At 24.8% G+C, this 15,317-nt stretch carries 12 protein-coding genes; 5 read left to right on the top strand and 7 right to left on the bottom strand.

Annotated elements, in window-relative coordinates; translation table 11 throughout:
• Positions 1–2: 2 nt before the first annotated feature.
• The 7 genes from T364_RS0107485 to T364_RS0107455 form a co-directional block, all read right to left on the bottom strand.
• A complete protein-coding gene (locus T364_RS0107485; protein WP_027129023.1) occupies positions 3–824 on the bottom strand; it encodes a PstA family ABC transporter permease in 822 nt (273 codons plus the stop codon).
• Positions 821–1,684 (bottom strand): phosphate ABC transporter permease subunit PstC, encoded by an 864-nt coding sequence (gene pstC / locus T364_RS0107480; RefSeq protein WP_027129022.1) that lies wholly within the window; start codon positions 1,682–1,684, stop codon positions 821–823. The genes T364_RS0107485 and pstC overlap by 4 nt, the downstream gene beginning before the upstream one ends.
• A gap of 49 nt (positions 1,685–1,733) precedes the next feature.
• Positions 1,734–2,612 carry a phosphate ABC transporter substrate-binding protein gene (locus tag T364_RS0107475; RefSeq protein WP_027129021.1) on the bottom strand — a complete coding sequence of 293 codons (879 nt, stop codon included), beginning with the start codon at positions 2,610–2,612 and terminating at the stop codon, positions 1,734–1,736.
• A 209-nt stretch (positions 2,613–2,821) separates the two neighbouring features.
• Positions 2,822–4,063 carry a Fic family protein gene (locus T364_RS0107470; protein ID WP_027129020.1) on the bottom strand — a complete coding sequence of 414 codons (1,242 nt, stop codon included), beginning with the start codon at positions 4,061–4,063 and terminating at the stop codon, positions 2,822–2,824.
• A gap of 100 nt (positions 4,064–4,163) precedes the next feature.
• The gene (locus T364_RS0107465) at positions 4,164–6,527 is read right to left on the bottom strand and encodes an HsdM family class I SAM-dependent methyltransferase (RefSeq protein WP_027129019.1); all 2,364 of its coding nucleotides are present in this window, start codon (positions 6,525–6,527) and stop codon (positions 4,164–4,166) included.
• Positions 6,528–7,088: 561 nt separating this feature from the next.
• Entirely contained in the window at positions 7,089–7,232 is a 144-nt protein-coding gene (locus tag T364_RS11150; RefSeq protein ID WP_158413630.1) for a hypothetical protein, read from the bottom strand.
• Between the two features lie 399 nt (positions 7,233–7,631).
• Positions 7,632–9,986 (bottom strand): toprim domain-containing protein, encoded by a 2,355-nt coding sequence (locus tag T364_RS0107455; RefSeq protein ID WP_035945560.1) that lies wholly within the window; start codon positions 9,984–9,986, stop codon positions 7,632–7,634.
• Positions 9,987–10,289: 303 nt separating this feature from the next.
• Here T364_RS0107455 and plsY point away from each other — a divergent pair, with 303 nt between their 5' ends.
• The 5 genes from plsY (at position 10,290) to T364_RS0107430 (ending at position 15,230) form a co-directional block, all read left to right on the top strand.
• A complete protein-coding gene (gene plsY, locus T364_RS0107450; RefSeq protein ID WP_027129017.1) occupies positions 10,290–10,895 on the top strand; it encodes a glycerol-3-phosphate 1-O-acyltransferase PlsY in 606 nt (201 codons plus the stop codon).
• 36 nt (positions 10,896–10,931) lie between these two features.
• Complete coding sequence (locus tag T364_RS0107445; protein ID WP_027129016.1) at positions 10,932–11,930, top strand: NAD(P)H-dependent glycerol-3-phosphate dehydrogenase; 999 nt, start codon at positions 10,932–10,934, stop codon at positions 11,928–11,930.
• Positions 11,931–11,945: 15 nt separating this feature from the next.
• Positions 11,946–12,770: a sigma-70 family RNA polymerase sigma factor gene (locus T364_RS0107440; RefSeq protein ID WP_027129015.1), complete on the top strand. Its 825-nt coding sequence runs from the start codon at positions 11,946–11,948 to the stop codon at positions 12,768–12,770.
• A 15-nt stretch (positions 12,771–12,785) separates the two neighbouring features.
• Complete coding sequence (dnaN, locus tag T364_RS0107435) at positions 12,786–13,904, top strand: DNA polymerase III subunit beta (RefSeq protein ID WP_027129014.1); 1,119 nt, start codon at positions 12,786–12,788, stop codon at positions 13,902–13,904.
• Positions 13,905–14,063: 159 nt separating this feature from the next.
• Positions 14,064–15,230 carry an iron-containing alcohol dehydrogenase gene (locus T364_RS0107430; RefSeq protein WP_027129013.1) on the top strand — a complete coding sequence of 389 codons (1,167 nt, stop codon included), beginning with the start codon at positions 14,064–14,066 and terminating at the stop codon, positions 15,228–15,230.
• Positions 15,231–15,317 lie beyond the last annotated feature (87 nt).

The raw sequence follows: 15,317 nt of genomic DNA, 5'->3' as shown, positions 1-15,317 counted from the left end.
GTTTACCTCCTATTTTTTCCTATAAAAGTGCTAAATATAATTATCAGAATAATAATAAATAGTAATACAAAGGCTGTTCCATAAGCCATTTCTTCTGATATTCCTTGAGTCATTAAAATATATAAATGATAGGATAAACTCATAGTAGGTTTTGTAATATTTAAAGTTATAGGAGAATTTACAACTGCCATACAAAACATTATAGGTGCTGTAGCTCCAATAGAATATCCATATCCTAAAGAAAAACTAGATAAAATACTTTCTTTGCACATAGGAATAATTATTTTCCAGATAGTATAACTTTTTGATACTCCCAATGAATAGGAAGCTAAAATTAAATTTTTATCAAATTCTTTGAAAGCTCTGTCAATTCTCATTTCAATAGCTGGAAATATCATAATAGCAAGAGTTAAACTTCCTGAAATAATAGAACGACCAAAACCAAAATATAAAGTAAAAACTGTATATCCAAAAAGTCCCAATACAATAGAGGGAATTCCTCCAATAGTTTTTATAACAAAATTTATAATTTCTTTTCTTTTTTTACTTTTTTCATAAAAATTAAGATGAATAGCTGTAATTGTTCCTAATAAACTAGATATAATTGTAGCAATTCCAGAAGAAATAAAACTCCCTACAATAGCTGGAGCTATTCCACCCTCTTGTCCTAATCTTAATCCTCTAGGTACATCAAATAAAAATTCAAAATTTATAACTTTATAACCTTTGAAAAAAATATACCCAATTAAAAAAATTATAATGGAAAAAATAATAATCCCACTTATTATAGCCCAAATACTAATTAACATATCTTTTATTCTCATAGATTATCACCTATAAATTTGTAAGAAAAATAATTTATTCCTACATTGATGAAAAATATCATAAGTATTAAGACTACTGCAGAAGCAAAAAGTCCATTATAATGCAAGCTACCAATTTCTACCATTCCCATTTCTAAGGCTATCAGAGAGGAAATTGTTTGAGCTTTTCCTAAAATTCTTGGAAAAATAGGAGCATTTCCTATAACCATCATAACAGCCATAGTTTCACCAAAGGCACGTCCTAAAGATAATACAAGAGATACAAATATACTTTTTATAGATGATGGTAAAATAAGTTCGCTTATCATATAATATTTTGAAACTCCTAAATTAATTGAAGCTCCTTCATATTTTTTTCTAAGTTTTGACATAGTTTCCTCTGAAATACCAATCATAAAAGGTAAAACCATAACAGAAAGAACTATTCCACCAGCTAAAACACTTTCTCCTGAAGCCATTTCTAAATTTTCAAAAAATTTTACAACTATGACAAGTCCAATAAATCCATATATAACAGACGGAATTGCAGCCAAAAGATTTATAATTGGTTTTAGATTATCTCTTAATTTTTTGGGAATTATGCAAGATAAAAAAATACTTGTACCAATTCCTATTGGAAAAGCTAAAAGAACTCCTACAAATCCAACATATATAGTTCCCATTATAATATTGAAAATTCCCATTGATGGTCTTGCAGATACAGGACGCCATCTATCACCTAATAAAAAATCTTTGATATTCATCTGAGAAAATAAAGGATATGCCTCTTTTAAAATAAATAGTATTATAGAAAAAAGAATGACAAAGGAGATTAGAGTAATTAATTTTACACATAATTCAAAAATTTTATTTTTTAACATTTTTTATTCTCCTTAAATAAAAAGGGCTGATTGTTCAGCCCTCTATAAACTATTTTACAGGAATATATCCACCATCTTCTACTGCTTTTACTCCCTCTTCTGAGAAAATATAATCAACAAAAGATTTTTGTGCTGGTGTTAATTCTCCATCTTTTATGAAAAGTAATGGTCTTTGGATTTTATATGCTCCAGATAAAATATTTTCCTCTGTTGGAGCTACTCCATCAACTGTGAAAGCTGTTATTTTATCTTTATTTAGATTATAAACACCAAAAGAGGCATATCCAATAGCATATTTATTTTCTACAATTTTAGTAGCTAAAGCTCCCATTGATGGTGCTTGTATTGCGTCCATTTTTACATCAGTATCTCCCATTATAGAAGTTTGGAATACTTCGTGAGCTCCTCCACCTAAATCTCTAGTAATTACAACTATTTCTTTTTTTTCAAGTCTATTGTCTACATCACTCCAATATTTATATTCTCCTGAGAATATTTTTTTTAAAGTTTCACTAGATATATCTTTTTGATATTTTAAAATAGGGTTTTCATTATTTACAGAGATTGTAAGAGCATCAGAAGCCACAACAAATTCTTTGTAATTTTTAAATTTGGCTTTTTCACTATCTTTTACTTGTCTAGCTACCATACCAAAATCACTTACACCTTCTATAACACTTTTAACTCCTGCTCCAGAACCAGCAGAAGAAACAAATATTTCTATTTTTTCATTTGGGAAATCTTTATTAACTTTATCCCAAGTTCCATTTTTTTCTACGAAATTTGTAGATATTTTTGAAATAACAGGAGCTAATGATGAAGAACCGTTAAAAGAAATCTGGCCCTTGAATTCCTCGGCTGTATAAGCAAAAGCAGAAACTCCTAAAAATAACACAGAACCACAAAAGATTTTAACTAATTTTTTCATAATCGCCTCCTAAATTAAAAAATATTTGTCCTTAGACACAAAAATTAGTATATCATATTTTATAAAATAATTCTAGTACGATTATGAAATTTATTATTTATATAAAATTATATTTAGCCATTTTTCATTTTCTCTTTCTTTTCTAACATCATTAGTTTGTAATATAGATTTACATTTTAATCTTGTATTAGAAAGAAGATTTAAAAATTTTATAGAAAATCAAATACTTTTTTTACTCCACTTGATATAACTCTAACATGTGGATAATTTTCTAATGTATGATTAGAAAGTTTAGTAATATATCCTTTTCTTGTCAAATTTAATAAATATATTTTTAATGGTTTAGGGTTTATCGAAGTATAAAAACTTATTCTATCATCAGCTAAAGGAGTATTTCTTGCAAAAATAAAATTTTGAACATAAAGAAATAAAATATCTTTTTCAGTTTTTCCAATATCATTTAAAGCATAAATATAATTACTAGCTCGTTGCACTTTTTGAAACTTCTTTCTAAACATTTTAATAAGACTTTCTTGTCCTTTTATAATAAAATTAAGCATTCCTATTATAAAAAAAGTCAGTTCTCCATAATTTTTTTCATTTGCTACTTCTAAAAATGCTTTAATATAATTATTCTTTTCATTAGATATAGCATAAGAAAGAGATAGCCCTGTATAAATATCTAATTTTTTTGCTAAATACATGGAAAAAAGAAGCCTTCCAAATCTTCCATTTCCATCATAAAAAGGATGTATATATTCAAAATAATAATGTGTTATACATGCTTTTACTAATGGTGGAACATCATGTTCATTCATAAATTCAATTAAAGTATTAAGATGTAATAATATTCTTTCTTCCGTTACATCACCTTTATGGACAGTTTTTTCTTTATAATCTTTAATATATACTTCACTTATTCTAAATAATTTTCCATCTAATTTGTTTTCAGAATTTTTTAAAATATCTTCTGAAAAGATTTTATCATAAAGTTCTCTTATTTCTTCAGGAGAAGTTATAGTTTTTATATTATTATTAATAATCTCTTGATATTGTTTTACTATTCCTGAATAACGAGTTATTTTCTTTGAATTAATAACATTGTAAATTTCTTCTTTAGTTGAAAAAACTCCCTCTATCCTATTTGTTCTAATAATTTCATTTACCATAATATCATTAAGACAAGCTCTTTTAATTAAATTTGGAAGATGGAAAGTTATGTGTGAAATTTCACGACTATTCATTTCTATTTTCTCTTGTAATGCCTGTATTTCAGGAAGTAAAAGATAAAAAAGTAAAAATCTTTTTTTAACATTTCTTTCTCCATTTTTTATAGGAAATATTTCTAATTTACTCTTATAGCATAAACTATCATTTATTCTTTTTAAATATTCTTGTTCTATATTAATTTTTTTATAATAAAGTTTTTCTAAAGGCTTATAATTTTCCATTGAAAATCACCTCTTTATTTTTATGTTAAATATATTATAAATTATAAAAGATACTCTTATAATTTATAAAAGTATCTTTTATAATTAAGTTATTTTTTATTTAATATAATTTATTATTAATTTCAATATCAAAATCATTTATAGACTTCTGTAACTTTTCAATACTATTTTTTATTCTTTTTGTTATTTGTTTTATTTGTTCTATACTTAATTTTGGCATCCAATTATTCAAATATTCTTCTTCATATATACTTGGCATAATTGTATTTGATGATTTCCATCTAATTTGTTGTGTATTAAAATCACTTCTTAATAAATAATATAAACATTCTGTTGTCATTGGTGGAATAGGAATTAAATGAATAAATCCATTAGTTGCTAATGAATTTTGATATTGTTCAGAAACAATAGCAACATTTTTTTCACAATCTGTCATACGAGCAGCAATAATTTCATTCGATTGCAACAATCTTTTTGCTCTTGATGGCCTTTCTTTTTCATTTTCTATAATACTATAACTACATATATTTCCAATAGCAGGTACAATATTTTTTATTTCTATATATTTTATGGGTTCTTTTATTGTTAATAAATTTCTTTCTACCTCTTTAGCATAAATAGATAATCTTACACAATTTGTGGATATATGTTTATGAAAAATATATTCTGAATAGTAATATGATGCATCTAATCTTTTTGAAGTTACTAAATCTCGCCTTATTAAAAATGTAATAGGTTTCTCACTTAAAATTATATATTCTTTGTCATTAGTTTCATAAATTTTTTTATTAATGCAATAATTATTATATTCCTTTAAAATAGGAAAAAAATCATTTTGTTTAATCTCTGAAGCATACTGTGTTACTCTTTCATAACCAATTTCTTCAGGAAGTGCCATAAAAATATATTTATCATGATTTAAGATCTTATTTCCAAATAAAATACTAGTACATGCATTAGCTTTAGCAAATTTAAATGATTTGTTAGGTAATGAAATTAATGCATCAATAGAAATATTTTTTAAAATATTTTCTCTACTTTTTTTATCATTTGAGTTATTTAATATTCCATTAGGAAGAACTATTCCTATTTTTCCTGTTTCATTTAAAAGATTTAAGCAATGTTCCATAAATAAATAAGTACTATCTGCACTTTTTTTAACTTGTCCTTTTTCTGTTTTTGAATAACTAAATTTCTTTAAAATTTTTTCTTCACTAATTTGTACACCAAAAGGAGGATTAGTTAAAATTATATCAAATTTTTTTCCTTCAATTCCCTTTTGTTCTTCAAGTCCATTTCCTGTATAAATACTTCCATGCCCATCACCATGCAATGATAAATTCATTTTAGTTACTTTAGCTGCTCTAGGGTTTAAATCTATTCCATATATACTTTTTTCTCTAATTTGTTTAATTTTTTCTGAATCAAATTTTAATTGTTTTGCTTTTTCTAAATATAACTCTAAACATCGAACTAAAAAACCTCCCGTTCCACAAGATGGATCTATAATAGTAGGTATATATGAATCATTCATCATAGCAACTGGATTTAACATTTCTAACATAAAATTAACCACTGTTCTTGGAGTAAAATGTTGTCCTAAAGATCCTATAAATGTTTTTCCTAAAAGGATTTCATATGCATTTCCTTTAATATCAACATTTGTATGTTTAAGATCATATTTTTCTAATTTTTCTACAATTTTAGAAACAGTTTCTTGTTTTAAAGCAATTGATTCATCTTTTTCAAAAAGTAAAGAATATTCTTTTTTAACGTTGTCAAATTGATTTTTTGTCCAATTAATTCCGTCCTTATTATTTTCTAAAATTTTTTTTGTGGAAAAAACAAAGTTTTTATCACAATTTTCTAAATAGATCTTTATAAAAAGAATTTTACTCAATTCATCAAAAGCATCTGAACCAGTTAATCCATCATTATTTCTTATAATATCTTGGCATTCTATAAGGATTTTATTAAAATCTTTTACACTTTCTATTGTATTAACTATTTTTTGAGCTTCTGATATTTGAATAGAGGAAAAACAAACCAAATTTTCTCTTTTAAAATAATTTTCTTTTTTAAAAGTTTCGATAAAAACTTTATTTAAATTTGAAACTTTCCCAGACATTATTTCTTTTTTATTGTTATTACTTATAACAATATATTCATTTGTATTTATTAGAATAGAATATCTCGCTTTTACTAATCTTCCATAAGAAACAGCTTGATCAATATAATTAGATAATATTTCTGTATCTTTCTTTGATTCAATAATCAAATTAATCGCATTTTCTGTATCTTCTCTATTAGATGAAACTAAAAAATCTGCAGCTACTGTTGTTCTTCCCGAAGAAAGAGGATAATCTGCTTCCCAATCATCATCTTTATAACCTAATTTTTTTAAAAGAGTAGGCACAATTTTAGTATCTACATTACGTTCTCTTGAAACTTTAACTTTTGACATATTTATAACTCCTTTTAACTTATCAATGATTAATTATAACATAATTGATAAAAAAATCAATATTATTTAGTTAAACATTTAAAGAGCTTTAAATTCTCAAATTAAAAATTTTATGATCTACCAATTTTTAGTTTTATTATTAAAAGAAAAATATTTATAAAAATAAATTATGCTAATAATTTAAATTAAAATAAATTTTTATGTATTAATTTTATGAAAAATTCATCCTCTAATTTAAATCTTATCTCTGAAAATGATATAGAGAAATTTTTAAACTCACTAAAAAAGCATTTTTTACAATTAAAGAAAATAATAAAAAATACTAAAATATCTATTAATTCTCTTTAGTTTTTTATACAAATTACAAGCAACTTAAATAATTTCAGATATAAGCTCTCAAATTATTAAGAGTTTCTATTCTATCCTAAAATATCCTAATCTTTCACACTCCCTTTATTCCCACTCTTAGTGTTCCCTAGCCCTAACAATATTCAATATAGATTTAGTTAGTACAACAACTCTAGTTCCTATTTTAAAAGTTAAAAATATATTCCCAAAAAATCACCCATTTCCTTTATATAAGTTATATCCCCCTAATTTTCTCAAAACACTATCAAGCAAAACCTTTTCAGAATATTTAAGAGGCTTTGCTTTATCTAAAATTTCTTTTTCACTTAAAAATTCAAAATTTTCATAACTATCCATAAAATCTCCTAACAACTTTCAAAGTTTTTAATTTTTCAATGAAAATTTTAACTTTTGGTAACAAAAATTCTCTCAAAAATATTTTTGGCAACAATTTTATCATTGATATTTGTTAAAATTAGAATAAAATTTATATATTTGTGCCAAAAATTTCTTTTCCCTATACAACTATTTTTTATAAAAACTGATTCAGAAATTTTTTTATATACAGATGAAATATTTTTTATTTTGGCAACAAATAGTTTTTAACTTATTTATTTTTAATAATTTATAACTATATTTTTTTAAATATTTTTTGGCACACTTTTATACACATTCTTTATAATTCATTATTTTATATCCAATTAAAAATTTTAAGTTCTGGCACACTTTTGGCAACAAGTGGCACATATTTATAATTTAATCTTTTTCTAAAAAACCTTTTATAAAAATATTATTTTTTTGAATTTCACAAGCTCTAGTTAAAGTTAATTCTTTAGATATTTCACTTTTAGGAAATCTCATTGCTATTCTGTCATTTATTATAAATTTTTCTTCTATTAATTGTTTTTTCAAAGTTCTCATATCTAATAATTCTAATGTACTATTTGTAAGATAATGTTCTTCTGATATTGCCTTATACAAAAGGTTAAATCTTATAAAATGTCTTTCATTTTTAATTTGATAAAAGTGATTAGTCGCTTTTCCTGATTCTTTTACAAGTTCTAAAAGTTCTAAAAAATTCTTAATAACATTATAATAATCTGAAAGCAATCTATCTAAATATTTTATAAAATTATTTTCTATCTCATCATTAATATTTACTATATCTTTTAAGGCTTTAAGCCCTGTTAATATACACATTCCATTATATAATTGTCTTTCGTCATTTACACTGATAAGTTTTTTTCTTACTTCATCTTGTGGAATAATTATTTTACCATTATTTAATCTATTATTAAGTGCATATTTTCCTAATTTTTCTAAAATTTCACTATTTTTTAATTTAAAAAATATCTCATCTTCACTTTTATTTTCTTTCTTTAAATAAACAGATATCATTCTATTTTTTATAGATACATCTGATAATTCGCTTTCTCCTGAAATTATAAGAGGAGTACAAAGTTTAAACTCTGTTAATTTATTTGTAAGGTTTCCTTGATTTATAGTTTTATTATCATATATAGAACGAATTGTAGAATATAAATCTGTAGCTTTATCTTTTAGACTTTTTCCACTTATCTTTACCTCATCTATTGCCCAAGGTGTTATATTTGAGCAACTAGAAATAGCTCTAATTTGATGATTTGTAAGTGTTGAAAAAGATTTTATATTCTCTCTTGTTCCAAACATCATACGAATTAAAAATTCTATATATTCTGTTTTACCAATACTTGTTGTCCCTGATACTTCTAATAATGGATAAGTACTATCAATATGAAATCTTCCTAATCCCCAACATAACCCTAAAAGACTTTGATTTGTATCCTTTCTCATATAAATAATATTCTTATTAAGCCATTCTTTTTCTTCTTTAGTGAAATTTTCTATTTCTTCTATTTTTCTTATATCTAAATCTTTTTTATCACAAATAATTTTAGAAGATGAATCATAAAATTTATTATCAATTATTCCATAATATTTAATCTCTTCTATATATTTTTCTATATTCTCGTCAATAATCCAACTCCAAAAATTTGAAATTGACGAAGTAGTTCCTAAATAATAACCTAAATTTTTTACTATCCCCTCTTTTGAAAGTAATTCTACTTTACTACAAAAAAATTCTTTTTCTCTTCCATTATTTTTTACTATTCCTGATATATAATTATCTGAATAACCTATAATTTCTAAGAGAAAATCAGTAATTTTTACTTCAAATCCATTTTTCAAAAGATAATATCCATCCTCTCCCTTACAAAATGGTGAAAGAGAAATATCTATCTTTTCAGCTTTCTCTATAACTTTTTTTAGCTTTTCTTTTCCTTCATTTTCTAATATTTCATTAAAATCTTTATATTTACCACAATCAACTTTATATAATTTACTTCTTATATTTTTTAAAAGTTCTATAATTTTATCTTTTCCCTGTTTTCCTTGTTTATCGTTATCTGTTGCAATTATAATTTTTTTAAAATTACTTATCCATTCTTTTTGATTTTCAATAGCTTTAAGATTTTTTATTCCAAAAGGAATACTTACAACATTTTCATATCCTACTTCTATTACACTTAATAAATCAATCTCTCCTTCAACTATTATAAGATATGAATTATCAAATATATGATTCCAATTTAAAAGATAGTCTGATGAACTTCCCTTTTCTGAAAAAATTTTTTTATCCATAGTCCTATACTTTATTCCAACTACCTCTTTTCCATTAGTTATAGGTATCATCATAGAATTATTTTTACCAAGTCTCACAAATTTTTCTAAATATTTGTTACTTATTCCTCGCCCTTTTAAATATTTAATCCAATCATCCCCTAAAAATTTATTTTTTCTTTCTAATATTAAATTATTAAAATCAACATTTAGTTTTAAACTTTTATTGTTTCTTTTAGTTAATTTATATTCCTTATATTTTCTTACATCAAAATCAAAACCTAATTTTTTTAAATCTTCTACTTTTCCCCCTTTTCCCTGTGAATAACAATAATAAGTATTATTTTCAAGATTTATATCAAAGCATGGATTTGTTAATTTTATTTTTTGACAAATAGGGCAGTATTCAAATCTTAAATGTTTTCCATAGATTTTAAAATTATATCTCATTCTTATTCTCCTTTTATATATTTTTTACTTATTATTTTAATAAATTTTTTCAAAAAAATTAAATCGCCAGTTTACACCCATTTACACCAAATTTTATTTTTTATTGAAATATCAATAAAAATCAATTAAATTCTTTTAATTATTTAAAAAAAAATTCAAATATGATATAATGCAGATATATTTAAACTAAAAATGATAGTATTTTTGTTCTAAAAAATGTTAATAAATAGATTTTATGAAAAAAATATGATATAATAATTGATGTAATATAAAAAAGTTTAAGTTAGAAGGAGAAACATTATGATAAAATATATTTTTTTAATTTTACTTGCTTATTTTTCAGGTTCTATAGCTAGTGGAGTTTGGATAGGGAAAACTTTTAAAGGGATAGATATAAGAACTGTTGGAAGTAAAAATTCAGGAGCAACTAATGCCTATAGAAATTTAGGGGCAGTTTATGGAATAATGACATTAGTAATTGATGCTTTAAAAGGATATTTACCACTTGTTGTAGCTCAAAAAATGGAAGTGTCTGATAAATTTATAGTTGTTGTAGGTTTAGTAGCAATTTTAGGACATACTTTTTCTTGTTTCCTAAATTTTAAAGGTGGAAAAGGTGTTGCTACAAGTTTAGGAGTATTTTTATTTTTAGCACCAAAACCTGTAGGAATAGCTGTTCTAGGATTTTTAATTGTTGTATTTACTACTAGATATGTTTCACTATCTTCTATAGTGGCATCTGTTATATTACCTATAATGGTATTAATATTACCAGTAAAAGAAGGAGTAGATAAACTAACACTTTCTATATTAAGTATTTTTATAGGAGCGTTTGTTATTTATAAACATAAAACAAATATTTCCAGATTATTAAATGGAACAGAGTCAAAAATAGTATTTAAAAAATAAGAGGGAGGAGATAACTTTTTAGTTATCGCATTGCTTATGGAAAAAATAGTAGTTGTTGGAGCAGGAAGTTGGGGTAATGCACTGGCATTGACACTGGCTAAAAAAAATTCTTATGAAGTTTATATGTGGGAATATAATAAAGAAAGGGCAGAGGAATTAGAAAAAAATAGAGAAAATGAACTTTTGCCAGGTGTAAAATTTCCAGATAATTTACATGTGACAAATGAGAAAAATGATTTACTTAAAGATGCAAAAGTTGTAGTATTTTCAATACCATCACAAGCGTTAAGAGGTGTTGTAGCTCAATTCTCAGACCAAATGAGAAGTGATTTACTAATAGTAAATACAGGAAAAGGGCTTGAAATATCTACAGGAATGAGATTATCAGAAGTTATAAAAGATGAAATTTTAGGAAAATATCACAATAATATAGTTGTATTATCAGGACCTACCCATGCTGAAGAGGTAGCTCTAAATTTACCAACAACAATTGTTGCAGCTGGTAAATATGAAAATGCTAAAAAAATTCAAGAAATTTTTAATACAAATACATTTAGAGTATATGTAAATGAAGATATGCTTGGAGTAGAATTAGGTGGAGCTGTTAAAAACTGTCTTGCTCTAGGGGCTGGTATAGCTGATGGAATGGGATTTGGTGATAATACAAAAGCTGCTCTTATAACTAGAGGAATAAAAGAGATGATAAGATTTGGAGAAAGATGTGGAGCTAATCCTGAAACTTTCAATGGTCTTGCAGGAATAGGAGATTTAATAGTTACTTGTGCTAGTAAACATAGTAGAAATAGATATGTAGGAGAAAAATTAGGAAAAGGAGAAAAATTATCTGATATTTTAAAAGGAATGAAGATGGTTGCTGAAGGAGTACCAACAGTTAAAGCTGTTTACGAAAAAGCAAAAGAGTTACAAGTTTCAATGCCTATAACAGAAGCTATTTATAAAGTAATATATGAAGATAAAAAAGCTACTGAAATGGTAGAAGAGTTGATGACTCGTGAATTAAAAGAAGAGTTTTAATTAGAGGTGATACTAATGGAAGAAAAAGATTTAGTGGCTATTTATCTAAATGATATAAAAAAATATAAGATTTTATCTAAAGAAGAAGAAGAAGAATTACTTTTAAAAATAAAAAAGGGAGATTTAGAAGCTAAAAATCAATTAATAGTTTCTAATTTACGTCTTGTAGTCAGTATTGCCAAAAATTATATGAATAAAAAAATGTCTTTTATAGATTTAATCAGTGAGGGAAACTTTGGACTTATCCATGCTGTTGAAAAATTTGATATGAATAAAGGTTATCGTTTTTCTACTTATGCTGTATGGTGGATAAAACAATCTATCACAAAAGCTCTCATTAATAAAGGGCGAGAAATCAGAATCCCTTCATATAAATATGATATTTATAATAAGATAAATAAATTTGTTTTAGAAGAAGTTTCAAAAACAGGTGAATACCCTACAAATGAAGAAATTGCCCAAAAATTAGATTTAAAATTAAAAACTGTAGAAGAAGCTAATATTGATTTTCAAGAAATAATGTCACTAAATGAAGAAATAGGAGACAATATCTATTTAGAAGATACTTTAGCTATCCAAGATGATATAGATATAGAAAAAGAATTTATAAATAAAATGGGTAGAGAAAAAGTTAAAAAAATGGTAAATGATTTAAATATTCGAGAAAGAGAAATATTAAAAAGAAGATATGGTCTTGATGGTTATGACATCCATACTCTTGAAGAAATAGGAGAAACTTTTAGTATCACTAGAGAAAGAGTAAGACAATTAGAGAAAAAAACTTTAGCAAAACTTAGAAAAAAATATAATAAAGAAACATATAAAAATCTTTTTATTTAAAAAGTAGGAGGAATAATGTTTGTAAAGATAGATAGACTTCAATTCTTAAAAAAATTAAGAATTGTAGAAAAAGCTATATCTGAAAATAAAGTAAAACCTATAATAGGTTGTGTATTTATAAAGGCTCAAGATAATAAAATGACTTTCTATGGAACAAATCTAGAAATTACTATGATTTCTAGCATAGAAGCAAATGTTATAGAAAATGGTATTGTTGCCTTTCATCCTGAATTAATTGAAGAATATATAAAAGAGTTATCTGATACAGAACTTTCTTTAAAAGTTCAAAATGGGAATCTTATAATAGAAACTGAAGATTCTGCTACAGAGTTTTCTATTATGAATGCTGATGAATATCCAAAATTAGATTATTCTTATGATGGTGCTGAAAAATGGTTTACTATACAAGGTACAGAACTTTTAGAAACTTTTGAAAAAGTAAAATTCTCTGCTGCTACTGGTAGTGAAAATCTTGCTATAAATTGTATAAGACTAGAAGTAAGTGATAAAATTGCTAGATTTGTTACAACTGATACTTATCGTATGACTTATTTAGAAAAACCAATAGAAAATCAATGTGAATTAGAAATAAGTATTCCTCTTAATTCTGTTGAAGCTATAACAAAACTTTTAAGAGTAGAAAGTTTAGAGGATATAAAAGTTATGTATAAGAAAAATTATGTTTATTTCATAAGTGGAGAAACAGAAATTATTTCTAGAATAATAGAACTTTCTTATCCTAATTATAAAGGAATATTACAAGGAGCCATATACAATAAAAAATTTGTAATAAAAAATAGTGATTTTTGCAAAATTTTAAAAAGAGTGCAAATATTTGTAAAAAATAATACAGATACAAAAAATGGTGCTTTATTAGAATTTAAAAATGGAAGATTACTTATAAATGGTACAAGTAGTATTGCAAAAGTAGTAGAAGATTTCCCTATTAATTATGAGGGAGACAATTTAAAAATATCTCTAAATGTTAAATTCTTATTAGAATTTATGCAAAATTTAGATAATGAAAAAGATATAATCATAGAATTAAAAGAGGCTAATAGTTCTGTTAAAATAGTAGAAGAAGGAAAAGAAGATTATATCTATGTGGTTATGCCTCTTGCTCTAAAAAGTTAATGATTTATAATTTAAGCTACAATTTTATTGTAGCTTTTTTTCTTACATTTTAATATAAAATTAAAAAAAATCAAAGCAAAAATAGAAAATTTAACGTCTTATAGTTAGGGTTTATAAAAATTTCTTGAGTTTTAATAAAAATTTTAGGAGGTTTGAAAAATGTATAATTTCGTTTACAACATACCAACAAAAATTTATTTTGGAGGAAATCAAATTTCTAATCTTGGAAAAGAATTAAAAAAATTTGGAAACAGAGTACTTCTTTGTTATGGTGGAGGAAGTATTAAGAAAATAGGACTTTATGATGAAGTAGTAGAAGAGATAAAAAAAGCTGGATTAGAATTATTTGAATTAAATGGAATAGAACCAAACCCTCGTGTTACATCTGTAAAAGCTGGAGCTGAAATTTGTAAAAGAGAAAAAATAGATGTGCTTTTAGCCGTTGGTGGTGGAAGTGTTATTGACTGTACAAAAGCCATTGGAGCAGCAACTTTCTATGATGGTGACCCTTGGGATTTAGTAATAGGAAAAGCAAAAATTGAAAAAGCCTTACCTCTTGTATCTATTCTTACTCTTTCAGCAACAGGTTCTGAAATGGATATTTTCGGAGTAATTAGTAATATGGATAGTAATGACAAAGTTGGTTTTGCTTCAAAAGAAGTTTTACCAAAAGTTTCTTTCCTAGACCCAAAAAATACTTTTACAGTTTCACCTTATCAAACAGCTTGTGGTTCTGTTGATATCCTTTCTCATATAATTGAAACATATTTTAATCAAGAAGAAAGTATGTACATGTTAGATACTTTTATGGAAGGAATGATGAAAACAGTTATAAAATATGCACCTATTGCTATGAAAGACCCAAAAAATGAAGAAGCTAGAGCAAACTTAATGTGGACATCTTCTTGGGCAATCAATGGATTTGTAAGTGCTTGTCAAACTTGTACTTGGACTTGTCACCCAATAGAACATCAACTTTCAGCATATTATGACATAACTCATGGACTTGGTTTAGGAATTCTTACCCCTCGTTGGATGAAATATATTTTAGATGAAACTAATGTAGAACGTTTCTATAATTTCGGAGTAAATGTATTTGGAATTGATAAAAACTTAGAGTCTATGGAAGTTGCAAATAAAAGTATTGAAATGTTAGAAAAATTCCTATTTGAAGAGTTAGGACTTAAAAAACATCTTAGTGATTTAGGAATTGATGAAACTCATTTTGAAATAATGGCTAAAAAAGCTTGTAATGATGGAATATTAAAAGGATTTAAACCACTTAACCAAAAAGATATAGAAAATATCTATAAAATGTGTTTATAAAAAAATAATAATAAGTGACCAATAATTTTGAAAAAAGTTATTGGTCATTTTTTATTCTAACAAAATAAAAAATATTTTTATTCTTTA

This window comes from Fusobacterium perfoetens ATCC 29250 (genome assembly GCF_000622245.1).
GTDB classification, from domain to species: domain Bacteria; phylum Fusobacteriota; class Fusobacteriia; order Fusobacteriales; family Fusobacteriaceae; genus Fusobacterium_B; species Fusobacterium_B perfoetens.
This window is presented reverse-complemented; position numbering and strand designations above follow the sequence as displayed.